Source organism: Mesorhizobium sp. M1A.T.Ca.IN.004.03.1.1, assembly GCF_003997555.1.
In the GTDB taxonomy this organism is placed as follows: domain Bacteria; phylum Pseudomonadota; class Alphaproteobacteria; order Rhizobiales; family Rhizobiaceae; genus Mesorhizobium.
Genome location: NZ_RZTV01000001.1, coordinates 1,059,243 through 1,084,273 on the forward strand (window position 1 = coordinate 1,059,243; position 25,031 = coordinate 1,084,273).

Below are 25,031 nucleotides of genomic sequence, written 5' to 3' on the forward strand. Positions count from 1 at the left end.
AACACCATGCAGGACAGTCTCTACGTCGCCCTCTCCTCGCAGATTGCGCTCGAACGCCGTCTCGACACCATCGCCGACAACGTCGCCAACGCTTCGACCATCGGCTTTCGCGCCACCGGCGTGAAATTCGAGGACGTAGTCTCCGGCACCGGGCCGAAGTCGGTATCCTTCGCATCCTCCGGCAAGACCTATCTTTCCAGCGCGCACGGCTCGCTGACCGAAACCGGCAATCCTTTCGATTTCGCCATCCAAGGCGACGCCTGGTTCGCCATCGAGACGCCGGCCGGCACGGTGATGACCCGCGACGGCCGTTTCTCCATGAACGAGAACGGCGAGCTGATGTCGATCGAAGGCTATCCGGTGCTGGACAGCGGCGGCGCGCCGATCCAGCTCGATCCGCGCAACGGTCCGCCCAAGGCCGGCGCCGATGGCTCGCTACGCCAAAACGACCAGCTCGTCGGCGCCATCGGCCTCTACGATTTCGACCCCGGCGCCAATTTCGTCCGCTACGGCAATTCGGGCATCGTTCCCGCGCGGACCCCGGAACCGGTCACCGACCGCTCCGATGTCGGCGTAGCTCAAGGGTTTCTCGAGGAATCCAACGTCAATCCGGTGCTGGAGATGACCCGGCTGATCCAGGTGCAGCGCGCCTTCGAGAATACGGCTGCGCTGATCCGGCAGAGTGCTTCGTCCACCGACGATGCGATTAAGACGCTCGGCGACAAGTAACGGGATGGCGAACGGCTCGTCCCTGCTCCGCGCGCCTGAGAAGCTTGCAGACGCCGGTCCCACGGATCGGCTGGCCGCGCTCGAACGCATCTGGCGGCGGTTCGACAACCCGGAAACGCTGCTCAGCCGCGGCGGCCGCGTCGTCGAGATCTCGCCCACTCACTACAAGGTGCGCGGCCTTTCGGACATTGCCAGGCTCGGCGACATCGTCGAGCAGCGCGGCAAGACCGGCACGCGCCGCGGCGAGATCGTCAGGATAGGCCGCGACGAGGTGGTGGTCGCGCCGTTCGAGCGCCACGCCGATGCCGGCATCGGCGACACCGTTTTCCGGCGCGGCCCACTCGCGGTCGCGCCGGATGTTTCCTGGCGCGGGCGCGCCATCGACGCTTTGACTCGCGTCATCGACGGCGGCCCGCCGCTGGTCAGGCCGAATGCCGCCGGCAGCGCCGACACATTGACGCCCGGCGCCATGTCGCGGCAGCGGGTCGACACCGGCTTTCTGACCGGAGTGCGGGTGATCGACATCTTCACGCCGCTCTGCTTCGGCCAGCGGCTCGGCATCTTCGCCGGCTCAGGCGTCGGCAAGTCGACGCTGCTTGCCATGCTCGCCGGCGCCGAGGCCTTCGACACGGTGGTCGTGGCGCTGATCGGCGAGCGCGGCCGCGAGGTACGCGAATTCCTCGAGGACACCATCGGCGCCGACAGCATGGCCAAGACCGTCGCGGTCGTCGCCACCAGCGACGAGAGCGCCATGATGCGCCGGCGCGCGCCCGACACAGCCATGCGCGTGGCCGAGCATTTCCGCGACCAGGGCCATCGCGTGCTCCTGGTGCTGGATTCGATCACCCGCTTTGCCCATGCGCTGCGCGAGGTGGCGACGGGCACCGGCGAGCCGCCGGTCGCGCGCGGCTACCCGGCATCGGTCTTCACCGATCTGCCGAAGCTGCTCGAGCGCGCCGGACCAGGCGCCGAGGGCAAAGGCTCGATCACCGCCATCATCTCGGTGCTGGTGGACGGCGACGACCACAACGATCCGGTGGCCGATTCGGTGCGCGGCATCCTCGATGGCCACGTCGTGCTCGACCGCGCGATCGCCGAGCAGGGACGCTACCCGCCGGTCAATCCGCTGTCGTCGATCTCACGTCTCGCCGACAAGGCCTGGAGCGCCGAGCAGCGCATGCTGGTGACAAGGCTGAAAGCGATGATCGCGCGCTTCGAGGACACGCGCGACATCCGTCTGCTCGGCGCCTATCAGGGGGGCGCCGACGCCGAGCTCGACATCGCCGTGCGCCAGGTGCCGCTGATCTACGAGGCGCTCACGCAGTCGCCGAGGGACCGCGCATCGGCCGATCCGTTCACCGATCTCGCCCGCCATCTCAAGGGGAAGCAGAATGGCGATCAAGGAGACTGACCTGCAACAGACCGAGCGCATGCTGCGTGAGATGATTGCCGAGGCCAAGGCCGCCGAGGAGGCCGACGCCAGCCGCGACTCGCTCATCAACGGCCTGTTCCCGAAAAAGGTGGAGTGGCCGCAGCCGCCGCCGGCCCAGTTCCCCCGCCTGGCCAACAGGAAAGCGGACCGGCGCAGCGATTTCGTCGTCGCAGCGCTCGGCATCACGCTCGGCCTGATCTGCGCGCTGTTTCCCTGGTATATCTTTTTCAACCAGGAGCAGTTCGGCGTCCAGACCATCAAGTTCGGCGGCAGCGGCAGCAATTCCGGACGCGAGGGCGGCGGCGTCGCGGCCGAACGCAGCGGACCGCTGACGGCCAAGGACGTTCCCAACGCCGATATCGACCTCCTTGCCACTGGAACGGTGCAGGACGAACCCCCGCCGGCGCCTGGCGACCAGCCGTTCCCTGCGGCCGCGGCGGAATTCAGGATGGTGCATGTTGCCAATGGCCGCGCAATGATCGAGGACGACACCGGCCTGTGGATCGTCCAGCGCGGCTCCGTCCTGCCGGACTCCAGCCGCGTCGCCGCGATCGAGCAGCGCGGTGGCAAGTGGGTGATCGTCACCGATGCCAACAAGGTGATCCAGCTTTCCAGGTAATGGCCTCGTAACGGGCCGCGGGCTCGCTCCGCGCAAGGTCCGCGCAAGACTGGCGGCCTAGTCTTGTGCGTACTCGCCCGGAGAGTCCCATGGAACCCGTCAACCTCTTTGACCTCGCCACCCGGCAGTCGCAATGGCTAGCCGTGCGCCAGTCGGCGATCGCATCCAACATCGCCAATGCCAACACGCCGGGCTACACGGCAAACGACGTCGAACCGTTCGAAAAGGTCCTCGACCGGACTGCGGTGACGCTGGCGGCCACCCAGACCGGCCATTTGGGCCCCGAGGGGACCAATGCCGGCTTCAATCTCAAGCCGGAGGATGTCACGGGCTCGATAATGCCGTCGAAGAACACGGTGGTGCTCGAGGACGAGTTGATGAAGGCCGGCGAAGTGCGCCGCTCCTTCGAGCTCAACACGGCGATCGTCAAAGCCTTCCACTCGATGATGACGATGGTGGTGAAGAGCTGACCATGGACGCCCTGACCGCAGCCCTTAAAGTCGCGGCATCCGGCCTTGGCGCCCAGTCGGAGCGTCTGCGTGTGGTGTCGGAGAACCTCGCCAATGCGCAATCGACGGGCAACACGCCTGGCGCCGATCCCTATCGCCGCAAGACGATCAGCTTCCAGTCCGAGCTCGACCGGACGAGCGGTGGTTCGCTGGTCGAGGTGAGCTCGATCGCGCGCGACCCGTCGGACTTCCCGATCGAGTTCCAGCCCGGCAACGAGGCCGCCGACGCAAAAGGGTACGTGAAGATGCCCAACGTCAATGTGCTGGTCGAAATGGCCGACATGAGCGAGGCCAACCGCTCCTATGAGGCCAACCTGCAGGTCATCAAGCAGGCTCGCGATCTGATTTCCATGACCATCGACCTGATGAGGAACCAGTAATGATCGGCGGTATCGGGGCACTACAGTTCAAACCGGCAATCGACGGCACGGAGGCCGCCTCGCCGGGCCTGCTTCAGGGCGGTGTCGGCACCAAAGCAGGCGAAGGCGTCGGCAGCAGCTTTGCGGAGGCTCTCAGCCAGGCTGCGACCAAGACCGTCAACACGCTGCAGAACGCCGAGCAGATGTCGATCCAGGCGCTCAAAGGCGACGCCGACACCCGCCAAGTGGCCGATGCGGTGCTGAGCGCCCAGCAGGCCCTGCAGACGACGATCGCCATCCGCGACAAGGTCGTCTCGGCCTATCTCGAAATCAGCCGCATGAGTATCTAGGACCGCGTCATGAAAGCCCTTGCCATCGCCGCGACCGGCATGAACGCCCAGCAAACCAATCTGGAAGTCATCGCCAACAACATCGCCAACATCAACACCACCGGCTACAAGCGGGCGCGCGCCGAATTCTCCGACCTGCTCTACCAGGTCGATCGCACCCAAGGGGTGCCCAACCGCTCCAACACCTCGCTTGTGCCCGAGGGCGTTTCGATCGGCCTCGGCGTCAAGACGACGGCCGTGCGCAACGTCCATACACAGGGCGAGCTGACCAGCACGGGCAACAGCTTCGACCTGGCGCTGACCGGCCGCGGCTGGTTCCAGATCGAGGGCGCCGACGGCAGCACGCTCTACTCCCGCGCCGGTGCCTTCAACACCAATGCCACCGGGCAGCTGGTCACCGCCGACGGCGCCACCGTCATTCCGGCGATCACCGTGCCGACCGACGCGGTCGAGGTCATCGTCAACAAGACCGGCCAGGTCTTTGCCCGTATCGACGGCCAGACCGACCTTCAGCTTCTCGGCCAGCTTCAGATCGCCAACTTCGCCAATGAGGCGGGCCTGGCGCCGCTCGGCGACAATCTGTTCCAGGAGACGGCGGCCTCTGGCCCGGCCAATGTCGGCGTTCCAGGCGATCCGGGCTTCGCCACCATCGAGCAGGGCTATCTGGAGTCCTCCAACGTCGATCCGGTCAAGGAAATCACCGAGCTGATCTCGGCGCAGCGCGCCTATGAAATGAACTCGAAGGTCATCCAGGCCGCCGACGACATGGCCTCGGTGGTCTCAAAGAACATCAGGTAACCGACGATGGCCATGCCGGCTTCCTGCCCTGCTTTTCGTCGCGCCGTGCTGGCCCTTGCGCTGGTGGTCGTCGGCGTGCCGGCGCTTGCGCAAGAGACGGGCCCATCTCCCTTGCGATCCGGGGAGTCGGCCAACCAGCTCGCCGCCAATCAAGCGGTCGGCGAAGCCGTGCTGATCCCCAACCGGGTCATCTATCCCGGCGAGACGATCGAGCTTGCGGCGCTGAAGCAGGTGACGCTTGTCCCGGGCAAGCACAAGCCGGACGGAATGGCGACGCGCTCCGAGGAACTTCGGGGCAAGGTCGCCAAGCGCACCCTCGTGCCCGGCCGCTACATTCCGGCGGCCGCGATCCGCGATGCCTGGCTGGTCGAGCAGGGTGCCTCGGTGCAGGTCTATTTCACCGCCGGAGCGCTGACCATCTCGGCCGCCGGCGTCACGCTGCAGCCGGGCGCCGCCGGCGACCTCATCAAAATTCGCAATGTCGACAGCGGCAAGATCATTTCCGGCACAGTAATGGCCGACGGCACGATTCGGGTCGGCGCATCGTGAGGCGCGTCTTTGCCCTTCTGCTGAGCGCCGCGATCGGTCTTCAGCCCGCATTGGCCGATGGGCTCACGTCCAAGGCCAAGCGCGAACTTGCGCAGAAAAATGGCGGCGTTTACGACGATCCGGAATACGATCCGGCCACCACCAACCGCATGTTCCGCGTCTCGACGGGACCGAGCACGCTGCCGCCCGGCCAGGTCGCCGCGCGCATCAAGGACATTGCCCAGCTGCAGAGCGCGCGCGACAACCAGCTCGTCGGCTACGGCCTGGTCATCGGCCTGGCGGGAACCGGCGACAGCCTGCGCAACTCGCCGTTCACCGAACAGTCGATCCGCGCCATGCTGGAGAACCTCGGCATCGCCACCGAAGGTGGCAGCGCGCGCGCCAAGAACGTCGCCGCCGTCATCGTCACCGCCAACATGCCGCCCTTCGTCCAGTCGGGCGCGCGCATCGACATCGACGTCTCCTCGATGGGAGATGCCACCTCGCTTGCCGGCGGCACGCTGGTGATGACGCCGCTCAAGGCCGCGGACGGCGAGATCTACGCCGTCGGCCAGGGCTCGGTGATCGTGGGCGGTTTCACCGCCCAGGGCCAGGCCGAGCAGCTGACGCAAGGCGTGCCCACCGCCGGCCGCGTGCCGAACGGCGCCATCGTCGAGCGCTCGGTGCCCGCCGAGTTCGACGACCAGGGCGTGCTGACGCTGCAATTGCGCAATCCCGATTTCTCGACCGCCATCCGCATCGCAGACGCCATCAACGACTACACCTCGCAGCGCTTCGGCATGCGCGTTGCGGCCGAGCGCGATGCCCGCACCGTGCAGATCAGACGGCCGAAGAACGTATCGGCCGCGCGCTTTTATGCCGAGATCGAAAACCTGGTCGTCGAGTCGGATGCGCCTGCCCGCGTCGTCATCGACGAGCGCACCGGCACCATCGTCATCGGCAACAACGTCAAGATCTCGCGCGTCGCCATCAGCCACGGCACTCTCACCGTGCGCATCACCGAGGCGCCGAAAGTGGTTCAGCCGGAGCCCTTCTCCAAGGGCGAGACGGCGGTCGAGCCCTTCACCGCCATCGAGGCCTCGCGACCCGACGCCCGCGTTGCCGTGCTCGACGGCCCCGACCTTGAAACGCTCGTTTCCGGTCTCAACCGTCTCGGCGTGAAGCCCGACGGCATCATCGCCATCCTGCAAGGCATCAAGTCGGCCGGCGCCCTGCAGGCCGACCTGGTTCTCCAATAGGCATGCCGATGATGGAGCTCTTCTCCTCAAACCCGCATCGTCGCCCGAGACTTCATACGACCATGAAGCTGATAGCCGCTGTCGCGATCGCTGCGCTGATGGGCGGCACTCCGGGTCGCGCGGAAGAAGTCCGCCAGGTGCTGCCCGGCGGACAGGCCCCGGCCCAGCCGGCTGATCTCGCGCGCGGGAAGGCGCGGGACGAGAGCGAGATCCAGCGCTTCTGCTCCAACATCGCCGATGCGGCTCGCGACCGCCGCTACGCGTTGCAGGCCGAGGAGCTGGAGCAGCTCCAGGCAGGCATCGACGAGCGCATGAAGGCGCTGGAGACAAAACGCGCCGAGTACGAGCAGTGGCTGAAGCGGCGCGAGGTATTCCTGGCGCGCGCCGAAGAGAGCGTCGTCAAGATCTATGCCGGCATGAAGCCAGACGCCGCGGCCGAGCGCCTGGCAATGGTCAACGCCGAGCTCGCTGCGGCCATCCTGATGAAGCTCGATGCGCGCAAGGCCGGTGTCATCCTCAACGAAATGGACCAGAAGGCGGCGGCGACGCTCACCGGCATCATGGCCAGCGCGGCGCGAAGGGTTGATCCGTCATGAAGTTGAAATTGCTCGTCCTTGTCGCGGTCGCGGCACTGTCCGGCTGCGGCACCGACCTCAAGGAAGTCGGCCGGGAGCCTGCGCTCTCACCGGTCGGCTCCGGCATCGGCAATGGCGGCGCTGCCCCCTACTCCTATCCGGAGCCGCCGGCGAGACCCGTCAAGAAATTCTCGCTTTGGGATGATCGCCAGAGCAGGCTTTTCACCGATCCGCGGGCGCTGCGCGAGGGCGATATCCTGACCGTCAACATCAAGCTCAACGACAAGGCCAATTTCAAGAACAAGAACGACCGCAGCCGCACCGCCGCGCGCAAGCTCGGCTACGACGTGACGCTCGGTTGGGACGGCAAGAGCACCAGCGGCAAGGGCGATGCCGGCTTGAGCTCCAGCACCGAGACCAACGCCGACGGCGAGATCAATCGCTCGGAGAATCTCGAGCTCAATGTCGCCGCCGTCGTCACCGAAGTGCTGCCCAACGGCAATCTGATGATCAGGGGCTCGCAGGAAGTGCGCGTCAATTACGAACTTCGGGTCCTCACCATCGCTGGCATGGTGCGTCCCTCCGATATCGGCGCCGAAAACACCATCCCCTACGAGCGCATCGCCGAGGCACGTATCTCCTATGGCGGACGCGGCCGCGTGAGCGAGGTCCAGCAGCCGGCCTACGGTCAGCAGATCCTCGACCAGGTTCTTCCTTTCTAGGACAGGAGCGCGCGGGCGTGGCAAATGTCGAGCAGATCCAGCCCAAGAAGGGACCTTCCCTTGTGGTCCAGCTCGCCATGCTCTTGGCCATGACGGGCGCGGCCGTCGGCATGGGCTGGTTCTCGGGCGGCTATCTCAAGCAGGGAGAAGCCCCGGCGCCTGTTCCTGCCGCACCTGAGAACGCCGGCAACCCGGAGAAGTCGGCCGAAGTGGGCAAACAGATCGCCGGACCGACGGTGGTCCAACTGGCGCCGATCACCACCAATCTCGCCGCACCTAGCGAAATCTGGATAAGGCTGGAGGCATCGGTGCTCTACGACGCGCCGCAGCCGCAGGAAATGACCGAGCAGATCCATCAGGACCTGCTGGCGTTCGTGCGCACGCTGAAGATGCATCAGATCGAAGGCGCCAGCGGCTACCAGCATCTCAAGGCCGATCTCGACGAGCGTGCGGCGCTGCGCAGCGGCGGCCACGTCAAACAGGTTCTCATCAGGACGATGCTGCTCGAATGAGAAAGTTCCTCATCGCCACGGCGCTCATCGTCGTCACCACCTCTGTCGCCGCGGCCCAGCAGCTCGATCTCGGCGGCATAGGCAAGGCCGACGGCACCACGGTCGGTTATCTCATCCAGATGTTCGGGCTGCTCACCGTGCTTTCGGTGGCGCCGGGCCTGCTGATCATGGTGACGAGCTTCACCCGCTTCGTCATCGCCTTCTCGATTCTGCGCGCCGGCATCGGCCTGCAGTCGACGCCGGCCAACCTGATCCTGATCTCGCTGTCGCTGTTCATGACCTTCTATGTCATGGCGCCGACCTTCGACCAGGCTTGGAACACCGGCGTCAAACCGCTGATGGACAACCAGATCACCCAGGCCGAGGCCTTCGAGAAGATCTCGGATCCGTTCCGCAGCTTCATGCTGCACAATGTGCGCGACAAGGATTTCGATCTTTTTGCCGATCTCGCCCGCGAGCGCGGCCAGACTGTCTCGCGCGACACCGTGGACCTGCGCATTCTGGTGCCCGCCTTCATGATCTCGGAAATCAGGCGCGGCTTCGAGATCGGTTTTCTGATCGTGCTGCCGTTCCTGGTGATCGATCTCATCGTCGCCACCGTGACCATGGCGATGGGCATGATGATGCTGCCGCCGACGGTGGTTTCCCTGCCGTTCAAGATCCTGTTTTTCGTGCTGATCGACGGCTGGAACCTTCTGGTCGGCAGCCTGGTGCGATCCTTTACCTGACCGCCCCGCCGGGATCGAGGACGACACTTAAGGCTTCGCCTGCTAAAGCCCGCGCGAATTATTTTGGATTAACCGTCCAGTTTAGCCGTTTGGTAGGAAGTTGCCCGCATAGTCCGCTCCAGATGGCGGGTGATCGGGTCTCAGCGATCATTGGCATGATGCCGCACCGTCATACCGGACAAGCCGGTATGTCAAAAAAATCCGTGTAAAAACCAAGGTACGAGTATCATGTCCAGTATCATGACCAATTCCGCTGCGCTGACCGCGCTGCAGAGCTTGAACAACACCAACAAGCAGCTCGAGACCACCCAGTCCCGCATTTCGACCGGTTACCGCGTCGCCACCGCCAGCGACAACGCCGCTTACTGGTCGATCGCCACCTCGATGAAGTCCGACAACAAGGCGCTCTCGGCCGTTCAGGACTCGCTCGGCCTCGGCGCCGGCAAGGTCGATACCGCCTACACCGCCATCAACGACGTCAAGGATCAGGTCGACCTGATCAAGACCAAGCTGGTTACCGCCCGCGGCGCCAGCCAGGAAGACCAGCAGAAGATCGCGACCGAAATCAAGGCCATCCAGGATCAGATCAAGTCGTCGGTCACCAACGCCAACTTCGCCGGCTCGAACCTGCTGCAGAACGACGGCACGGCTGCTTCCGATCTGAACATCGTTGCTTCGTACAACCGCACCGGCTCGACCGTCACCATCGACACCATCAAGGTGGCCTCTGCCGACACGCAGGTCCTCGACACGGCGGGCACCGGCGGCATCGTCGGCGGTCTGCTTGCGACGACCTTCTTCGATCCGAGCTCCGCCGCCGTCGCCGACACCGCCATCGACACCGCGCTCGGCACCGTTGAAACGGCGCTCGGCAAGCTGTCCACCGGCGCCGCCTCGCTCGGTGCCGCAAAGTCGCGCATCGATACCCAGCAGAGCTTCCTGTCGAACCTGTCGGACTCGATCGACAAGGGCGTCGGCGCTCTGGTCGACGCCGACATGAACAAGGAATCGACCCGCCTGCAGGCCCTCCAGGTGCAGCAGCAGCTCGGCATCCAGGCGCTGTCGATCGCCAACGGCAACTCGCAGCAGATCCTGTCGCTCTTCCGCGGCTGATCGCCCAGCGAACTTCAGGCATCTTTGTCGGGTCGCGCCACCAGCGCGGCCCGATTTTCATTTTTGATGCTGCTGCCCCTCCGAGGCGCGCCTCTTCCCTCGGGAAATATTACCGCACCGCGGTTTCAAGGCTGGCTTTTAACGCGCCGTTAACTGTGACGCGCTAGCTATGGTTAACCAATCGCTATGACGGGCCGACCGACGGTCGACAGGCATGACCGCCCCCGCCAGAGAGTTGACCGGCATGCGCGAGGCATGCCTGCTTTGAGAAGGGGTGTATCTTGGCAAGCATCATGACCAACGCCGCCGCGCTCACCGCGCTGCAGAGCCTCAACGCCACCAACAAGGCGCTTGAGACGACGCAGGGCCGCATCTCGACCGGCTACCGTGTCGCCACCGCTTCCGACAACGCCGCCTACTGGTCGATCGCCACCTCGATGCGGTCCGACAACAAGGCGCTCTCGGCCGTCCAGGACGCGCTCGGCCTCGGCGCCGGCAAGGTCGACACAGCTTACACCGCCATCACCGACATCAAGGACCAGGTCGACGCGATCAAGGCCAAGCTGGTCACCGCGCGCGGCGCCAGTCAGGACAACCAGCAGAAGATCGCGACCGAAATCAAGGCCATCCAGGACCAGATCAGGTCGTCGGTCACCAATGCCAGCTATGCCGGTTCGAACCTGCTGCAGAATGACGGAACGGCCGCCTCGGACCTGCATGTCGTGGCTTCGTACAACCGCACCGGCACGACTGTCTCCATCGACACCATCGACGTGGCAGCGACCGACACGCAGGTTCTTGACACCGCCGGCACGGGCGGCATCGTCGGCGGGCTGCTTGCGACGACCTTCTTCGATCCGAGTGCCGCGGCCGTTTCCGACACCGCCGTCGACACCGCGCTCGACAGCGTTGAAACCGCGCTTGCCAAGCTCTCCACCGGCGCTGCCTACCTTGGCGCCGCCAAGTCGCGCATCGACACCCAGCAGAGCTTCCTGTCGAACCTGTCCGATTCGATCGACAAGGGCGTCGGTGCCCTCGTCGATGCCGACATGAACAAGGAATCGACCCGCCTGCAGGCGCTCCAGGTGCAACAGCAGCTCGGCATCCAGGCGCTGTCGATCGCCAACGGCAACTCGCAGTCGATCCTGGCCTTGTTCAAGAGCTGATATTTCCGCTGAGGCAACCCCTCCATCGCAAGGCCGCGTCCTGAGCGCGGCCTTTTTCTTGCGCGTCGGACTGCTGCCTCCGGGCCGTTCGGGCCTCGCATAGCCCCTGGCCGCACGCACTATCATCCTCGCACAAGCTTCGCGGTCTAGTCTTCCGGCGGAAAGTCATGCTGGGAGCGGTTGAATCGTGCCGGAACAGATCCAGAGCCTCATCGCGAACCTCCGCGGCTTCGGCGTCAGGCGTCTCGCTCTCATGGGCGGCATCGCCGCGCTGGTCATGGCCGTCATCGGCGTCGGCTCGGTCTATCTCAACCGCCCGGCCTACGAGACGCTCTATGTCGGGCTCGACCGCAGCGACGTGAACCAGATCGGCCTGGTGCTGGGCGAGGCCGGCATCGGCTTCGATGTCGGCGCCGACGGAACATCGGTGCTGGTGCCGGCCGGCACCACCGCGCAGGCGCGCATGCTGCTGGCCGAAAAGGGCCTGCCGACCAGCGCCAACGCCGGCTACGAGCTGTTCGACAATGTCGGCTCGCTCGGCCTCACCTCGTTCATGCAGCAGATCACCCGCGTGCGTGCGCTGGAAGGCGAGATCGCGCGCACCATCCAGTCGATCGCCGGCGTCAAGGCGGCGCGCGTACACATCGTCATGTCCGAGCGCGCCAATTTCCGCCGCGACGAGCAGCAGCCCTCAGCCTCGGTGGTCATCCGCTATGCCGGCGTCGATGCCGAAAAGAGCGCCCAGTCGATCCGCCACCTCGTCGCCGCAGCGGTTCCCGGCCTGTCGGCCGACAAGGTGACCGTGCTCGATTCCAACGGCAATCTGCTCGCCGCCGGCGACGATACTTCCAACACAAGTGCTGCCCGCACGCTCGGCGTCGAGCAGACGGTCGAGGCGCAGATCGGTGACAACATCCGCCGCGCGCTGACGCCCTATCTCGGCCCCGACAATTTTCGCGCCAGCGTCAAGGCCGACGTCAATACCGACACCCGTCAGACCGAAGAAACGATCTTCGATCCCGAATCCCGCGTCGAGCGTTCGGTGCAGTCGGTGCGCACCAACGAGGCCAGCAACCAGAAGCAGGCCTCGAACCCGACCAGCGTCGAGCAGAACCTGCCCGAGACGCAGACGACCACGACTGAAGGGCCGCAGTCCTCCTCGCAGAACGACCGCAAGGAGGAGATCACCAACTACGAGATCAACTCCAAGAAGATCGCCACCGTTTCCAACGGCTACTCGGTGACCAAGATGTCGATCGCCGTCGTCGTCAACCAGGATCGGCTGAAGACCATCCTCGGCAAGGACGCCACCCCCGAGCAGATTGCCAAGCGCGTCGCCGATATCCAGAAGATGGTGGCCTCCGCCACTGGCTTTGAGGAGAAGCGCGGCGACGTCATCGATGTCTCGGCGGTCGAGTTCATCGACGGGCTGGACGGTGAGCCGATCGACCAGCCGGGCATCCTCGCCTCGATCGGCACATACACCGGCACGCTGATCAATGCCGGCGCCTTTATCGTCGTCGTGTTCCTGGTCGCCTTCTTCGGCCTGCGGCCGATGGCGGCCGCGCTGACGGCGTCGGCCAAGCCCGCGGCCCTCGCCGGCCCGAGCTTCGACGATGTCCAGCGCTCGCTGCCGACCCCCGACGCGCCGGTGGCCGCAATCGCAGCCGACACGGCCGTCGGCGCGCTGCCGGGCGCCCGGCCGGGCGCCACTCCGCTCGACGACCTGCGCCAGAAGATCAGGCCTGCGCCGCAGGAACGGCTAGCACGCATGGTCGACCTCAACGAGGAACGCACCGCCCAGATCCTGCGCAAATGGGCCGCCGCCCCGGAAGCCGCGGGTTAAGCCATGGCTTCGGCGGCCCTTTTCGATCTCCTGCCCGATTTCGGTTCGCGCGCCCCGCGCGCCGGCCAGGCACCGTCAGCGCCTGACATCGAGCGCAAGCCAGACATATCGCCACCGCAGGCCGACATCGGCGCGCTGATCGCCGAGGCGGTGGCCGATGCGGAAGCAGCACTCGGGGCGCGGCTCGCGGCCGCCCACGAGGCGGCCCTCGAGGCCGAACGCCAGGCCAATGACGATGCGGCAAAGGCGTTCCTCAAAAGCTTCGGCGGCGATCTGGGGGCGGCGGTCGCGACACGGATCGATGCCATGGAAGCGCGCGTGGCCGAGCTCACCGCCGCCACCGTCGCCCGCATCATCGGCGGCGTGGTCAGCGATGATCTGCAGGAGCGCTCGATCGAAGCTCTTGCCCGTACCGTAAGCGCCGCGATTGCCGACAGTGAGGCGGTGCGTATCGGCGTGCGCGGGCCGCTGTCGCTGTTCGAGCCGCTGAAGGCGTCGCTCGGAGATCGCGCGGCCAATCTCGATTTCACCGAGGCCGCCGGCTTCGACCTGACCGTGACCATCGATGAAACCGTCTTCGAGACGCGCATCGCCGAATGGTCGGCTTCCCTGTCGGAGGTCCTATCATGAGCGCCATCGACCACGGCGAGGCCAGGCACGAGATCATCATCGTCAAGCGGAACCACGACGGTCATGACGACGGCCATCATGGCGGCGTCTGGAAGATCGCCTTTGCCGACTTCATGACCGCCATGATGTGCTTCTTTCTCGTCATGTGGCTGATCAACGCCGCCAACGAGCAGACCAAGGCGGCGGTCGCCAGCTATTTCAACCCGGTCGAGCTGATCGATCGCAATTCCAGCCGCAAGGGCCTGGAAGACCTTGGCGACGGCCCGAGCAAGGTTGGCCTCACCGCCGACAATCCGCAGGATGGCGCGAGCAAGGCCGGCGAGGACGGCAAGGGCGGCGCCGGCTCCTCCGACCGCAGGCAGACGAAGGAGGCCTCGCAGAAATCCGATCTCTCCGACGAGCATCTGTTTGCCGATCCCTATGCCGTGCTGTCGGAGATCGCTACCGATACCGGCGTGATGCAGAATGTCAGCGCCAAGGGTGAAGGCGGCGCTCAGAACGCCGGTCCGGCGACCGGCGCTTCCGGCGGCGAATCCTATCGCGATCCTTTCGCGCCGGACTTCTGGTCGCAGCAGGTTGCGACACCCGGCGCCGAGGCCAGCGCCGAACGCAGGAGGATCGAAGGCGATCCGGCCAGGCCCGGCGAGAAGGTCGCCGAGACCGATGTTCCGAAAGTCAAGGCCGCTCCGCCGGCCCCGCCGCAGTTGGATGCGCCGCTCGAGCCGTTGGCCACACCGGAAAAACCCGGTGCCAAGGTGGTCGCCGGATCGAACGGTGACACGAAAGTCGGGAAGGCCGAAGGCAAGGCGGTCAAGGGCGAGAAAGCCCAAGCTGAAAAGGCAGAAGCCGAAAAGGCGGAGGCCGCTGCTACCGATGCTGCGATGCCGGGAGCCGCAGGGGCCGAAGCGGCGACGGCCGAGCCGGCAAAGGCGGAGCCGAAGCAAGCCTCGGAAAAGGGAGAGAATGTCCCGAGCAGCGCCGCCCTCAAGGCGGCCGCCGAAATCAAGCAGGAACTGGCCAAGACTTTTGCGCCCGGTGAAAAGCTGGCCGAGGGCGTCTCCGTCGAGGCAACCGGCAAGGGCGTCGTCATCTCGATCACCGATCAGCTCGACTTCGGCATGTTCGAGATCGGCTCGGCCGTGCCGCGCCGCGAGATGGTGCTGGCGATGGAGAAGATCGGCCGCATCGTCAACGAGAAGAAGGGCACCATCACCATCGGCGGCCATACCGATGCGCGGCCGTTCCGCAGCGACGCCTACGACAACTGGCGGCTGTCCACCGCCCGCGCCCACTCCGCCTATTACATGCTGGTGCGCGGCGGCGTCGACGAAAGCCGCATCACCGAGGTCGCGGGCTTCGCCGACCGCCAGCCCAAGATCGCGTCCGATCCGCTGGCCGCCGCCAACCGCCGCATCGAGATCCTGATGGCGACCGGCGGATGAGGGGCAGGACCGCCATCGGCCGCGCAGTCGGGCTGCTGCTGCTCGCCGCAGGATCGCCCGCTGCCGCTTTTGCACAGGATGACGGCCTGCAGCCTTATCAGCTGGTGCGCTCGCTGCAGTTGGTCCAGGACCGCATCGCCGGAGGCGATCATGCGGCGCTGCCGATGCAGGCCAAGCTGCTGGAAATGACCGATGCGAGGCTTCGCGCCGCCGATGCCGGCGATTTCAAGGACCCGAAGAATTTCCGCGCTCTGCTCGTCTATGGCATGAGCGGCGGCAATCCCGTCACAGTCGAGGCGGCAGCTTCGCGCGCGGCGACCGACCCGCAAAGCCTCGCCATCGCCAAAGGGGTCGTCGCCTATCTCAACGGCAGGCCGGCCGCGGCAATCGAAATCCTGAAGCCGATCGACCCGATGAGCGTGCCCGCCGACCTCGGCGCCTTCCTGGCGTTGGTCAAGGGCTCGCTGCTTGCGACCGATGAACCCGCAACGGCGCTGACGCTGCTGGACGAGGCCCGCCTGCTCAGCCCCGGCACACTGGTCGAGGAGGCAGCGCTTCGCCGCTCGGTCGGCCTCGCAGCGACACAAGGCGACGCCGCGCGCTTCGCGCTTGCCTCGACGCAATATGTCGCCGGCTATCTCTATTCCCCCTATGCCAGCCAGTTCGCCGATTCCTTCGTCTCCGGTGTGATTGCGCTGCACATGTCGATCAGCCAAGACAAGCTCGCCGACATCACCTCGATGATGGACCCCGAGCGCGAGAAGGTGATTTATCTGCGCATCGCGCGCCGCGCCGCGATCGACGGGCTGAGCGACCTCTCCGCCTTCGCCTCGGCCCGGGCCGAGCAGGGCCGCAACGGCAAAGGCAATCAGGACGACCCGCGCGCAGTGCTCTATTCGAGCCTCTCCACGGTGACATCGGCCACGATCGACGATGTGCGCGCGAGGCTCGGCACGATTGATCGCGGCAAGCTTTCGGAGAGCGACCGCGCTTTGCTCGATGCAGCGCAAGCCGTTGCCGGCGAGGTCGTCGCTCCCGTGCGTGCGGCCGCCATGAATGAGACGGAGGCCGCAGGTCCGGCAAAGAGCGATGCCGCGAAACCCGCTGAAACCGAGGCTGCGAGCCCGGCCGACGCCGAAGGGTTGCCACCGGTGGAGGGCGCGATGGCCGAGCAGCCGGCCCCGGTCAAGCCGGCGGACGCGCCGCCGGCTCCGCCGACGACGGCTCAGGCCGCGGCCGAGGCTCAAGCCCCCGCTCCTGCGCAGCCCGAAACGCCATCCGTGCTGCCTGCATCCGCGCCGGCGGCCGCAGCAAGCCTCGATCCGCACGATCCCACCGATGCCGCGATGCTCAAAGCGCGCCGCCAGCTCGAGCAGATCGACCAGCTACTCGGAGCCGCTCCCAAATGACCAGCGCCCAAATGAACAGCGTGAGCCAGGCCACGCCGGGACTTGCATCCGCCCAAGTCCAATCGCGGCAGCATCCTGCCGACGGCAAGGAAAACGGCGCGAATTTTGGCGAGATGGTGCATGGCGCCGGACAATCGGCGAGGGAGGCAAAGCATCCCGCCGAACCTGTGTCTTCCCATGCGCAGCCGGAGCGGCGCGCCCTCGCCGGTTCGCCCAAGCCACGACCCGATCAGGATGGCCAGAACAAGACTGCCGCGCCGAAGCCAGCGGCCGGAAAGGCCGCGAAGAATGGCGCCGAGGCCGACCATGTAAAGGCCACGGACGATGCCGATGCGGCGGCGCAATCGTCAGATAGCGCTCCGCTTCAGGACGGTTTGCCCTTGTTGATGGCGCTGGGGGACATCCGCCACTTCGCAACGTCGACAAATGCCGAGCGCGGTGGATCTTCTGTCGAGGGAGAGGCAGGAACCCAGCCCTCGATCGGCCAGGCCGCGTCTTCGCAGCTGGCGATCCGTCAAGGCAAACGCATGTTGGCCGACGCTTCCGAAGGCAGCGAGCCATTGCCGCGATCCGGTCGCGCGACGATGGCGGCCGAGAAGCCCGGACCCGATTTCGGACAGAAACCGGCCGGCGCTGGTCAGGGCCCGGACATGTCGATCCGCAAGGACGACATACTGTCTGGTACGCAAGGAGCCGCAACCGACGCAACGACGCCGCAAGGCTGGCGTCCGGCAGCCGCCCAGAAGGCCGCGCAAACGGCGCAAGCCCTCGCATCGAACAGTCAAGCCAGGCCATCCTCCGCCGCTGGGCGCTTGGATGTGGTCAGCCAGCAGAGCTTCCCCGCGCCGGCCCAAAACGCCTTCGGCCAGACGGTATCGGCGCTGGCCGAGGCGATCGCCTCGGACAGCGGCGTTCAGCAGGCCTACTCGAGCGGCCCGATCGGCTCGCACGCGACCAACTCTGTTGCCGTTTCGACACATGTCCTGAAGATCGAGCTCCACCCTGCTGAGCTTGGCATGGTCACCGCCAGCCTGCGTCTTTCCGGAGAGCAACTTTCGATCGAGATGAAGCCGGAAACGCACGAGGCGTATCGCCGTCTGACCGCCGACAGCGACACCATCGTCAAGTCGCTCCGCAGTCTTGGTTTCGACGTCGATCACGTCACCATCATGCAACCTGCCATAGCAGTCCATTCGGCCGGTCGCGTCGAAGCGAGCGGCGCGCCGCCGATGTCTACGGGCCGCGACCAGCCTTCGTTCCAGCCCGGGAACTCGGGCGGCAACAGCGCCGGCGGCGATCGGCAACCGGGAAGGAACAACGGCAATGGCGCACAGGAATTCGGCCGCGCTGCTTCGCCTCTTCGCGAGCGCGCTGGCGACGATATCTATATCTAGTCTGGCCGCGACCGTCGCCAAAGCCGCGCTCAATCCTTGCGAGCCGGAAATCCTGCGCGCCGCCGATCGCTATGGCGTGCCGGCCGGTATCCTTTACGCGGTCGGCCTGACCGAAACGGGAAAGAAGGGCAGCCTTCAGCCCAATGCTTTGAATGTAGAAGGAAAGGCTGTTTTTCCGCGCAGCAGGGGCGAAGCGCTGGCGACGTTCGAGAATGCCCGCCGCGAGGGCAAGACGCTGATCGATCTCGGCTGCATGCAGATCAATCATCGCTATCATGGCGCGCAGTTCCGCAGCGTCGAGGACATGCTAGACCCGCACCAGAACGTCGACTACGCCGCGCGCTTCCTGGCGAGCCTCCACGCGCGCCACATGACTTGGTCGATGGCCGTCGCCCGCTATCATGCCGGCCCCGACAACGACCCGGCGCAGAAGGTGTATGTCTGCCGCGTCATCGCCAACATGGTCGCCACCGGCTTCGGGAAATGGACGCCGAACGCCAGCGCGTTCTGCAACCAATAGTTGCTCAAGCATATGCCCTTTAGTCCGCCGCGATGGGGTTCACAGCGCCGCCGGCATCGCCCTCCATCCAGTACCGCGAATAGACCCTTCACGGCCGGCTTTATTACGGCTCCCAAAAAAACTCCCAAGAAAATAGCTACAAGAAATGACGGTTTTTCAGGATTCACCGCACCGGATACCGCTTTCCGCACGGGGCAAATGAGATGATTCGGAGGGCGGGCCGATGATCGTGATCGTTGATGAGCGCGAGCTCGTAACTGAGGGCTACAGCTCACTTTTCGATCGCGAGGGCGTCGCCACCGCCGGCTTCGCGCCAGGCGAGTTCGGCGAGTGGGTGAACTCTGCCGCCGACACGGATTTAAGATCGGTCAGGGCTTTCCTTATCGGCGACTGCCGCGAGGGCGCCATCTCGCCGCGCCAGATCCGCGACCGCACCGGGGCGCCGGTGATCGCGCTCAGTGAACAGCACTCGCTGGAACACACGCTCAGGCTCTTCGAGAGCGGCGTCGACGACGTCGTCCGCAAGCCCGTGCACATCCGCGAGATCCTCGCCCGCATCACCGCCATCCGCCGCCGCGCCCGCGAAGAGGCCGCCTACACCGAGGTCGGCTCGATGCGCATCTTCATGGATGGGCGCGACCCGGAGATCGACGGCGAGCCGCTGCCGCTGCCGCGTCGCGAGCGGCGCATCCTGGAGTATTTGGCCAGCAATCGCGGCCGGCGCGTGACCAAGACGCAGGTGTTCAACGCCATCTACGGCATCTTCGACGAGGAGGTCGAGGAGAACGTGGTGGAGAGCCACATCTCGAAGCTGCGCAAGAAATTGCGTGAGAAGCTCGGCCACGACCCGATCGATTCCAAGAGGTTCCTCGGCTACCGGCTAGTGTTTTGATGGTCGTCGCCGGCACATCCCGCGCCAGCCTCGCGCAAGACACGAGGCTTAGTTTTCTAGCCTCTCAGAAAGGCACCGAGGAGATGTATCGATGAGCCTCTACGGAATGATGCGCACCGGCGTCTCCGGTATGAACGCCCAGGCCAACCGCTTGTCCACGGTGGCCGACAACATCGCGAATTCCGACACCACCGGCTACAAGCGCTCCTCCGCCGAATTCTCGACGCTGATTATGCCCAGCACCGGCGGCGCCTATAATTCGGGTGGCGTCACGACGACGATCCGCTCGGCCGTCAGCTCGCAGGGTGTTCTGCAATACACCACTTCGGTCTCCGACCTAGCCGTCAACGGCGACGGCTTCTTCGTCGTGCAGGACCCGAGCGGAACGCCCTATCTCACCCGCGCCGGCGCCTTCGTTCCGGACGCTCAAGGACGCCTCGTCAACGCCGCCGGCTACCAGCTGATGGCCTACAGCTACGCCAATGGCGATCCGGCCGCCACCGCCAACGGCTTCGAAGGCCTCGTGCCGGTGCAGATTTCCGATCAGGAGATGACGGCGACGCCGAGCACGGAAGGGACATTCACCGGCAACCTGCCGGCTGGCGCCACCGCTGTCACCGCCGGCAACCTACCCACCGACAACAGCACCTCGTCACAATACACGTCGAAATCGTCGCTGGTCGCCTACGACAATCTCGGCAACAAGGTGTTGCTCGACGTCTACTTCACCAACACCGGCACCGGCACCTGGCAGGTTTCGGTATTCGATCAGTCGAAGGCCACGGCCGGCACGTCGTTCCCCTATGCGGGCGGCGCGCTGGGTTCGGCCAATCTCACCTTCGACACCACCACCGGCAAGCTCACCGGCGCGACCACCGGCGTGTCCTTCACGGTGCCGAACGGTTCGACTCTCAACCTCGACCTCTCCAAGCTGACGCAGCTCGGAACCGGCTTCACTGTCTCCGATGCCAACGTCAACGGCAATGCGCCGAGCACGATCGAAAAGATCCAGATCAGCCAGGACGGCGTCATCTACGCCCAATTCGAGGATGGCTCCACCAAGCCGCTCTACAAGATCCCGCTGGCCGACGTTCAGAGCCCCGACAACCTCACCGCGATGCCGGGCAACGTCTATGTGCAAAGCGCGGACTCAGGCGCTGTTCGCATCGGCTTTGCCAATGAAGGAAAGCTTGGCTCGGTCGTCTCGGGCGCGCTCGAAAATTCCAATGTCGATATCGCCGAGGAACTGACCAACATGATTGCGGCGCAGCGCAGCTACACCGCCAACTCGAAGGTCTTCCAGACCGGTTCCGACCTGATGGACGTCCTGGTCAACCTGAAGAGATAACCCCATCGGGCGCCAGCCCGTGAAAGACCCGCATGTCGCTTTCCACCGCATTAAGCATCGCCCAGTCGGCGCTCCTGGCCACATCCAAGCAAACCAGCGTCGTGTCGCGCAATGTGGCCGACGCGTCCAACCCGGACTATGCTCGTCGCGTCGCCGTCGTCACCAGCACGGCGCCCGGCGCGCGATCGGTGGAGATACAGCGCGCCGCCAATGATCTTCTGTTCCGGCAGAACCTTTCCGCGCTGTCGGCATGGAGCGGGCAGAGCGCGCTTTATAGCGGCATGGATCAGCTCGACCTATCGGTTAATGGAGTCGACAATGCGTCGTCTGCGTCGACTGCGATCGGCAATCTGCAGCAGGCGCTGCAGCTCTACGCCACCACGCCGTCGAACCAGAATCTCGGCGCCAGCGTCATCGACGCGGCCAAGCAGGTGGTGAGCTCACTGAACGACGGCACCACGGCGATCCAGGATTTCCGCAGCCAGACGGACGGCCAGATCGCCACCGCGGTCGACGACCTCAACTCGCTGCTCAGCCAGTTCCAGGACGCCAACAAGGCCGTCATCGCCGGCACGCGCTCCGGCACGGATGTGTCGGACGCGCTCGACCAGCGCGACGCGCTTCTCAAGAAGATCGCCGAATATGTCCCGGTCTCGACCTTCACGCGCGGCGACAACGACATGGTCATCACCACCAAGGACGGCACGACGCTGTTCGAGACGGTGCCGCGGTCGGTGACCTTCACGCCCTCGGCCGGCTACACCGCCGGCACGCCCGGCAACACGATCTATATCGACAATGTACCGCTTTCTGCAGGCACCGGCGACAATACCAGCGCCGACGGCAAGCTTGCCGGCATGCTGAAGCTGCGCGACGGCGTTGCCGCGACCATGCAGAGCCAGCTCGACGAGATCGCGCGCGGCCTGATCACGGCATTTGCCGAGACCGCGCCGTCTCAGCCCAACGCCGCAGGCCTGTTCACCTGGTCCGGCGCGCCGGCTATTCCCGCTGCCGGCACCCTGGTCGACGGCCTCGCCGGCTCGATCAGCGTCAACGCCGCGTTTGACCCGAGCGCCGGCGGCAGCGCGGCGCTGCTGCGCGACGGCGGCGCCAACGGCGCGGCCTATGTTTCCAACACCGGCGGCGGCGCCTCCTATTCTGACCTGCTGATCGCCTACGGCAACAGGCTCGACCAGCCGATGGCCTTCGACACCTCCGCCGGCATCACGGTCAGCTCCGGCGTCTCGGACTACGCGGCCAACACCATCGGCTGGTTCGAAGGCGTGCGCCAGCAGGCGTCGACCAACGCCGACGCGAAGGAAGCGCTGGCCACTCGCACCGCCGAAGCGCTGTCGAACGATACCGGCGTCAATGTCGACCAGGAAATGTCCCTGCTTCTCGACCTCGAGCATACCTATCAGGCGTCGGCGCGCATGATGAAGACCGTCGACGACATGCTGGACGCCTTGTTGGGCGCGGTGGGATAATCGATGAAAGCGACAGCCGTCTCCTCAGCCGCCATCTCCAACGCCCTGCGCTATCAGCAGATGCGCATGCAGGCCGATCTCGTCAAGGCGACCACGGAATCCCAGACCGGCAAGGTAGCGGATGTCGGCCTGGCGCTCGGCGGGCGCACGACACAGGCCGTCACCTTCCAGCGCGATCTCGACCGGTTGAACGGCATCGTCGATTCGAACTCGCTGGTCGCCGCACGCCTGACTTCGACACAGGATTCGCTGGGTCAGCTCTCCGATGTCGCGCAGGATCTGCTGACGGCGCTGACCAGCGCCGTGTCGGGCGACTCCTCGACCAGCATCACCCAGACCGCCGGCGCCACGGCGCTGCAGCAGATGACGGGCATCCTGAACACCAGCGTCAACGGCGAATACCTGTTTGCCGGGACCAACACCGACGTCAAGCCGATCGACGATTTCAGCGCCGCCGGCTCCCCCGCCAAGGCGGCGTTCGACGCCGCCTTCACCAGCTATTTCGGCTTCACCCAGAACGACCCGGCGGCCGCCAACATCACCGCCGCCCAGATGGACGACTTCATCACCACCGCGGTCGAGCCGCAGTTCCTGGGCTCCGGATGGCAGGCCAACTGGTCGAACGCCACCGACGACCAGATCACCAGCCGCATTTCATTGAACGAGACCACGCAGACATCGGTCAGCGCCAACGAGCAAGGCATCCGCAAGCTCGCCATGGCTGCCGCCATGGTCGGCACGCTCTTCGCCGGCAACATCAGCGAGGCCGGGCAGAATACGATCGTCAGCCGCGCGCAAAAGCTGGTCGGCGAAGCCATCGGCGGCATCGTCCAGGTGCAGTCCGAAGCCGGCCTCGCCCAGAAGCGCGTGTCCGACGCCAGCGATCGCATGAAGACCCAGGTCGATCTGTTCGAGAAGCATATCATCGACCTCGAAGGCGTCGATCCCTCGGAGGCCGCCACCCGCGTGGCCGACCTGACGCAGCATATAGAAACGTCCTTCGCCTTGACCGCGCGACTGCAGCAGCTGAGCCTGTTGAACTATCTCACCTGAACACTCTCACCGGAACGCCAGAGCTCCGACGATGTATCAATTCTCCTACGCCGACATCCAGACCGACTCCGTCGCCGACGCCAAGGACCGGGAGCGGCAGTTGCTGACCCGATCGATCGACATGTTGTCCACGGCTGCTTCCGTCGGGCCGGAGTCGATGGAGGCGGTCGAGGCGCTGCACTTCACCAACCGCATCTGGACCACCTTCGTCGAGGATCTCGGCTCCAGCGACAATGCGCTGCCCAAGGAACTGCGCGCCAATCTGATCTCGATCGGCCTGTGGCTGCTGCGCGAAACCGAAGACATCCGGCAGGGCCGCACCAACAATTTCGAAGGATTGATCGAGGTCTCCCAGATCATCCGAGACGGCATCCAATGAGCAACACGCTGAAGATCTCGCTGAAGCCGAACGAGAAGATTTACATCAACGGCGCCGTCATCCGGGTCGACCGCAAGGTCACGATCGAGCTGATGAACGACGTTCAGTTCCTGCTCGAAAGCCACGTCATCCAGGCCGAGCAGGCCTCGACGCCGCTCAGGCAGCTCTATTTCATCGTGCAGATCATGCTGATCAACCCGCCGGGAGCCTCCGAGGCCCGCGACATGTTCCGCCGCTCGCTGCCGATGCTGATCGCAAGCTTCGACAATCAGGAAATCTGCAGCGCGCTGAAGCAGATCGACCGCATGGTCGGCGAGGATCATATCTACGAGGCGCTGAAGGCGATCCGCGCGCTCTATCCGCTCGAGCGCCAGGCGCTTGGCGGCAATGACGACATTCCGGAAGCGCCGCGCGCGCTGGCTGTGGGAGCATAAAGATGGCCGTGGACATGACAACGACGATCCCGGTTGGCGCCACCCAGGCCAGCAGCCAGCAGACCTCGAAGACGGCGGTCGACTACCAGTCGTTCCTGAAGCTTCTGATCGCCGAGATGAAGAACCAGGATCCGACCAAGCCGATGGATTCGACGGAATATGTCGCGCAGCTCGCGACCTTCTCGCAGGTCGAGCAATCGGTGCAGACCAACAGCAAGCTCGACCAGATCATGCAATCCTCGGCGCTGTCGCAGGCGGACGCGCTGATCGGCCGTTCGATCACCGCCGCCGACGGCAAGACAACAGGGACCGTGGCTTCGGTGAAGCTCGCCAGCAGCGGCCTGATCGCGGTGTTGCAGGACGGCACCGAGATCCCTGTCGGCGCAGGCGTATCGATCAAGCCGGCCGCCTAGAGTTTTGTATAGAGTCTGCCCATGAACGAGGCCGATGCCCTCGATATCGTGCAATATGCGGTGTGGACGGTGCTTACCGCCTCCGCGCCGGTGGTGCTCGTGGCTATGGCCGTCGGCATCGGCATCGCGCTCATCCAGGCGCTGACCCAGATTCAGGAAATCACCCTCACTTTCGTGCCCAAGATCGTCGCCATCATGCTGGTGGTGGCGCTGACCGGCCCGTTCATCGGCAGCCAGATCTCGGCCTTCACCAACGTCATCTTCGAACGCATCGAGCACGGCTTCTGACCTGCGGTCGCGGGCATCCCGCCCGCGCGGACCAGCAAAAGTTTGGTCCACACCGGCAAGATGCTTGGCTTAAAGCTTCGCCGACGCATTTTCGCCT

General features: G+C 65.2%; 29 protein-coding genes. All 29 read left to right on the plus strand.

The window, feature by feature from the left end; all coding sequences use genetic code 11:
* Positions 1 to 6: 6 nt before the first annotated feature.
* The 29 genes from flgF to fliQ all read left to right on the plus strand — a co-directional run bounded on the left by flgF (position 7) and on the right by fliQ (position 24,934).
* The gene (gene flgF / locus EOD29_RS05020) at positions 7 to 729 is read left to right on the plus strand and encodes a flagellar basal-body rod protein FlgF (protein WP_067002386.1); all 723 of its coding nucleotides are present in this window, start codon (positions 7 to 9) and stop codon (positions 727 to 729) included.
* Positions 730 to 733: 4 nt separating this feature from the next.
* Positions 734 to 2,140 (plus strand): flagellar protein export ATPase FliI, encoded by a 1,407-nt coding sequence (gene fliI, locus EOD29_RS05025; protein WP_127246055.1) that lies wholly within the window; start codon positions 734 to 736, stop codon positions 2,138 to 2,140.
* Positions 2,121 to 2,780, plus strand: coding sequence for a hypothetical protein (locus EOD29_RS05030; protein WP_095830734.1), 660 nt, complete (start codon positions 2,121 to 2,123; stop codon positions 2,778 to 2,780). Before fliI ends, EOD29_RS05030 begins: the two co-directional genes overlap by 20 nt.
* A gap of 89 nt (positions 2,781 to 2,869) precedes the next feature.
* Positions 2,870 to 3,250: a flagellar basal body rod protein FlgB gene (flgB, locus tag EOD29_RS05035; protein WP_095823386.1), complete on the plus strand. Its 381-nt coding sequence runs from the start codon at positions 2,870 to 2,872 to the stop codon at positions 3,248 to 3,250.
* A gap of 2 nt (positions 3,251 to 3,252) precedes the next feature.
* A complete protein-coding gene (gene flgC / locus EOD29_RS05040) occupies positions 3,253 to 3,669 on the plus strand; it encodes a flagellar basal body rod protein FlgC (RefSeq protein WP_067326083.1) in 417 nt (138 codons plus the stop codon).
* The gene (locus EOD29_RS05045) at positions 3,669 to 3,998 is read left to right on the plus strand and encodes a flagellar hook-basal body complex protein FliE (protein WP_095800438.1); all 330 of its coding nucleotides are present in this window, start codon (positions 3,669 to 3,671) and stop codon (positions 3,996 to 3,998) included. The genes flgC and EOD29_RS05045 overlap by 1 nt, the downstream gene beginning before the upstream one ends.
* Before the next feature lie 9 nt (positions 3,999 to 4,007).
* Positions 4,008 to 4,796: a flagellar basal-body rod protein FlgG gene (gene flgG, locus EOD29_RS05050; RefSeq protein WP_067002397.1), complete on the plus strand. Its 789-nt coding sequence runs from the start codon at positions 4,008 to 4,010 to the stop codon at positions 4,794 to 4,796.
* Positions 4,797 to 4,802: 6 nt separating this feature from the next.
* Complete coding sequence (flgA, locus tag EOD29_RS05055; RefSeq protein ID WP_127246056.1) at positions 4,803 to 5,345, plus strand: flagellar basal body P-ring formation chaperone FlgA; 543 nt, start codon at positions 4,803 to 4,805, stop codon at positions 5,343 to 5,345.
* Positions 5,342 to 6,583, plus strand: a complete 1,242-nt coding sequence (locus tag EOD29_RS05060) for a flagellar basal body P-ring protein FlgI (RefSeq protein WP_127216564.1) — start codon at positions 5,342 to 5,344, stop codon at positions 6,581 to 6,583. Before flgA ends, EOD29_RS05060 begins: the two co-directional genes overlap by 4 nt.
* Before the next feature lie 62 nt (positions 6,584 to 6,645).
* Positions 6,646 to 7,179: a MotE family protein gene (locus EOD29_RS05065; RefSeq protein WP_245457146.1), complete on the plus strand. Its 534-nt coding sequence runs from the start codon at positions 6,646 to 6,648 to the stop codon at positions 7,177 to 7,179.
* Positions 7,176 to 7,880 (plus strand): flagellar basal body L-ring protein FlgH, encoded by a 705-nt coding sequence (gene flgH / locus EOD29_RS05070; RefSeq protein WP_067002405.1) that lies wholly within the window; start codon positions 7,176 to 7,178, stop codon positions 7,878 to 7,880. The genes EOD29_RS05065 and flgH overlap by 4 nt, the downstream gene beginning before the upstream one ends.
* Before the next feature lie 17 nt (positions 7,881 to 7,897).
* Positions 7,898 to 8,392, plus strand: coding sequence for a flagellar basal body-associated FliL family protein (locus EOD29_RS05075; RefSeq protein WP_127216562.1), 495 nt, complete (start codon positions 7,898 to 7,900; stop codon positions 8,390 to 8,392).
* Positions 8,389 to 9,120, plus strand: a complete 732-nt coding sequence (fliP, locus tag EOD29_RS05080; RefSeq protein ID WP_095777164.1) for a flagellar type III secretion system pore protein FliP — start codon at positions 8,389 to 8,391, stop codon at positions 9,118 to 9,120. Before EOD29_RS05075 ends, fliP begins: the two co-directional genes overlap by 4 nt.
* Before the next feature lie 228 nt (positions 9,121 to 9,348).
* Positions 9,349 to 10,233, plus strand: coding sequence for a flagellin (locus EOD29_RS05085; RefSeq protein WP_067002410.1), 885 nt, complete (start codon positions 9,349 to 9,351; stop codon positions 10,231 to 10,233).
* 281 nt (positions 10,234 to 10,514) lie between these two features.
* Positions 10,515 to 11,399 carry a flagellin gene (locus EOD29_RS05090; RefSeq protein WP_067002412.1) on the plus strand — a complete coding sequence of 295 codons (885 nt, stop codon included), beginning with the start codon at positions 10,515 to 10,517 and terminating at the stop codon, positions 11,397 to 11,399.
* A gap of 187 nt (positions 11,400 to 11,586) precedes the next feature.
* Positions 11,587 to 13,245: a flagellar basal-body MS-ring/collar protein FliF gene (gene fliF / locus EOD29_RS05095; RefSeq protein ID WP_095823391.1), complete on the plus strand. Its 1,659-nt coding sequence runs from the start codon at positions 11,587 to 11,589 to the stop codon at positions 13,243 to 13,245.
* A gap of 3 nt (positions 13,246 to 13,248) precedes the next feature.
* Positions 13,249 to 13,875, plus strand: a complete 627-nt coding sequence (locus tag EOD29_RS05100) for a hypothetical protein (RefSeq protein WP_127241319.1) — start codon at positions 13,249 to 13,251, stop codon at positions 13,873 to 13,875.
* Positions 13,872 to 15,317: a MotB family protein gene (locus EOD29_RS05105; protein ID WP_127246057.1), complete on the plus strand. Its 1,446-nt coding sequence runs from the start codon at positions 13,872 to 13,874 to the stop codon at positions 15,315 to 15,317. The genes EOD29_RS05100 and EOD29_RS05105 overlap by 4 nt, the downstream gene beginning before the upstream one ends.
* On the plus strand, positions 15,314 to 16,726 hold the full coding sequence (locus EOD29_RS05110; RefSeq protein WP_127246058.1) for a chemotaxis protein MotC: 1,413 nt from the start codon (positions 15,314 to 15,316) through the stop codon (positions 16,724 to 16,726). The genes EOD29_RS05105 and EOD29_RS05110 overlap by 4 nt, the downstream gene beginning before the upstream one ends.
* The gene (locus EOD29_RS05115) at positions 16,723 to 18,120 is read left to right on the plus strand and encodes a flagellar hook-length control protein FliK (RefSeq protein ID WP_127246059.1); all 1,398 of its coding nucleotides are present in this window, start codon (positions 16,723 to 16,725) and stop codon (positions 18,118 to 18,120) included. Before EOD29_RS05110 ends, EOD29_RS05115 begins: the two co-directional genes overlap by 4 nt.
* Positions 18,050 to 18,640, plus strand: coding sequence for a transglycosylase SLT domain-containing protein (locus tag EOD29_RS05120; RefSeq protein WP_245475224.1), 591 nt, complete (start codon positions 18,050 to 18,052; stop codon positions 18,638 to 18,640). The genes EOD29_RS05115 and EOD29_RS05120 overlap by 71 nt, the downstream gene beginning before the upstream one ends.
* 223 nt (positions 18,641 to 18,863) lie before the next feature.
* Positions 18,864 to 19,532 (plus strand): response regulator transcription factor, encoded by a 669-nt coding sequence (locus EOD29_RS05125; protein WP_067002421.1) that lies wholly within the window; start codon positions 18,864 to 18,866, stop codon positions 19,530 to 19,532.
* Between the two features lie 91 nt (positions 19,533 to 19,623).
* On the plus strand, positions 19,624 to 20,880 hold the full coding sequence (locus EOD29_RS05130; RefSeq protein WP_067002423.1) for a flagellar hook protein FlgE: 1,257 nt from the start codon (positions 19,624 to 19,626) through the stop codon (positions 20,878 to 20,880).
* 32 nt (positions 20,881 to 20,912) lie between these two features.
* A complete protein-coding gene (flgK, locus tag EOD29_RS05135) occupies positions 20,913 to 22,367 on the plus strand; it encodes a flagellar hook-associated protein FlgK (protein ID WP_127246060.1) in 1,455 nt (484 codons plus the stop codon).
* 3 nt (positions 22,368 to 22,370) lie between these two features.
* Positions 22,371 to 23,420, plus strand: a complete 1,050-nt coding sequence (locus tag EOD29_RS05140) for a flagellar hook-associated family protein (RefSeq protein WP_095823399.1) — start codon at positions 22,371 to 22,373, stop codon at positions 23,418 to 23,420.
* A gap of 31 nt (positions 23,421 to 23,451) precedes the next feature.
* Positions 23,452 to 23,799, plus strand: coding sequence for a flagellar biosynthesis regulator FlaF (flaF, locus tag EOD29_RS05145; RefSeq protein ID WP_127246061.1), 348 nt, complete (start codon positions 23,452 to 23,454; stop codon positions 23,797 to 23,799).
* Complete coding sequence (gene flbT, locus EOD29_RS05150) at positions 23,796 to 24,233, plus strand: flagellar biosynthesis repressor FlbT (RefSeq protein WP_095800447.1); 438 nt, start codon at positions 23,796 to 23,798, stop codon at positions 24,231 to 24,233. Before flaF ends, flbT begins: the two co-directional genes overlap by 4 nt.
* A 2-nt stretch (positions 24,234 to 24,235) precedes the next feature.
* Complete coding sequence (gene flgD, locus EOD29_RS05155; RefSeq protein WP_095800448.1) at positions 24,236 to 24,646, plus strand: flagellar hook assembly protein FlgD; 411 nt, start codon at positions 24,236 to 24,238, stop codon at positions 24,644 to 24,646.
* A gap of 21 nt (positions 24,647 to 24,667) precedes the next feature.
* Positions 24,668 to 24,934 carry a flagellar biosynthesis protein FliQ gene (gene fliQ / locus EOD29_RS05160; RefSeq protein WP_027165133.1) on the plus strand — a complete coding sequence of 89 codons (267 nt, stop codon included), beginning with the start codon at positions 24,668 to 24,670 and terminating at the stop codon, positions 24,932 to 24,934.
* Positions 24,935 to 25,031: the final 97 nt, after the last annotated feature.

Excerpts from the sequence above, each read along its gene's own strand:
- flbT (WP_095800447.1), top strand. The coding sequence starts at position 23,796 with ATGAGCAACACGCTGAAGATCTCGCTGAAGCCGAACGAGAAGATTTAC.
- EOD29_RS05065 (WP_245457146.1), top strand. The coding sequence starts at position 6,646 with ATGAAGCTGATAGCCGCTGTCGCGATCGCTGCGCTGATGGGCGGCACT.
- flaF (WP_127246061.1), top strand. The coding sequence starts at position 23,452 with ATGTATCAATTCTCCTACGCCGACATCCAGACCGACTCCGTCGCCGAC.
- EOD29_RS05115 (WP_127246059.1), top strand. The coding sequence starts at position 16,723 with ATGACCAGCGCCCAAATGAACAGCGTGAGCCAGGCCACGCCGGGACTT.
- fliQ (WP_027165133.1), top strand. The coding sequence starts at position 24,668 with ATGAACGAGGCCGATGCCCTCGATATCGTGCAATATGCGGTGTGGACG.
- flgA (WP_127246056.1), top strand. The coding sequence starts at position 4,803 with ATGGCCATGCCGGCTTCCTGCCCTGCTTTTCGTCGCGCCGTGCTGGCC.
- flgD (WP_095800448.1), top strand. The coding sequence starts at position 24,236 with ATGGCCGTGGACATGACAACGACGATCCCGGTTGGCGCCACCCAGGCC.
- flgG (WP_067002397.1), top strand. The coding sequence starts at position 4,008 with ATGAAAGCCCTTGCCATCGCCGCGACCGGCATGAACGCCCAGCAAACC.
- flgC (WP_067326083.1), top strand. The coding sequence starts at position 3,253 with ATGGACGCCCTGACCGCAGCCCTTAAAGTCGCGGCATCCGGCCTTGGC.
- EOD29_RS05120 (WP_245475224.1), top strand. The coding sequence starts at position 18,050 with ATGGCGCACAGGAATTCGGCCGCGCTGCTTCGCCTCTTCGCGAGCGCG.
- EOD29_RS05045 (WP_095800438.1), top strand. The coding sequence starts at position 3,669 with ATGATCGGCGGTATCGGGGCACTACAGTTCAAACCGGCAATCGACGGC.
- EOD29_RS05110 (WP_127246058.1), top strand. The coding sequence starts at position 15,314 with ATGAGGGGCAGGACCGCCATCGGCCGCGCAGTCGGGCTGCTGCTGCTC.
- EOD29_RS05130 (WP_067002423.1), top strand. The coding sequence starts at position 19,624 with ATGAGCCTCTACGGAATGATGCGCACCGGCGTCTCCGGTATGAACGCC.
- flgK (WP_127246060.1), top strand. The coding sequence starts at position 20,913 with ATGTCGCTTTCCACCGCATTAAGCATCGCCCAGTCGGCGCTCCTGGCC.
- EOD29_RS05085 (WP_067002410.1), top strand. The coding sequence starts at position 9,349 with ATGTCCAGTATCATGACCAATTCCGCTGCGCTGACCGCGCTGCAGAGC.
- EOD29_RS05100 (WP_127241319.1), top strand. The coding sequence starts at position 13,249 with ATGGCTTCGGCGGCCCTTTTCGATCTCCTGCCCGATTTCGGTTCGCGC.
- EOD29_RS05105 (WP_127246057.1), top strand. The coding sequence starts at position 13,872 with ATGAGCGCCATCGACCACGGCGAGGCCAGGCACGAGATCATCATCGTC.
- flgF (WP_067002386.1), top strand. The coding sequence starts at position 7 with ATGCAGGACAGTCTCTACGTCGCCCTCTCCTCGCAGATTGCGCTCGAA.
- EOD29_RS05125 (WP_067002421.1), top strand. The coding sequence starts at position 18,864 with ATGATCGTGATCGTTGATGAGCGCGAGCTCGTAACTGAGGGCTACAGC.
- fliI (WP_127246055.1), top strand. The coding sequence starts at position 734 with ATGGCGAACGGCTCGTCCCTGCTCCGCGCGCCTGAGAAGCTTGCAGAC.
- EOD29_RS05030 (WP_095830734.1), top strand. The coding sequence starts at position 2,121 with ATGGCGATCAAGGAGACTGACCTGCAACAGACCGAGCGCATGCTGCGT.
- EOD29_RS05140 (WP_095823399.1), top strand. The coding sequence starts at position 22,371 with ATGAAAGCGACAGCCGTCTCCTCAGCCGCCATCTCCAACGCCCTGCGC.
- fliP (WP_095777164.1), top strand. The coding sequence starts at position 8,389 with ATGAGAAAGTTCCTCATCGCCACGGCGCTCATCGTCGTCACCACCTCT.
- flgB (WP_095823386.1), top strand. The coding sequence starts at position 2,870 with ATGGAACCCGTCAACCTCTTTGACCTCGCCACCCGGCAGTCGCAATGG.
- flgH (WP_067002405.1), top strand. The coding sequence starts at position 7,176 with ATGAAGTTGAAATTGCTCGTCCTTGTCGCGGTCGCGGCACTGTCCGGC.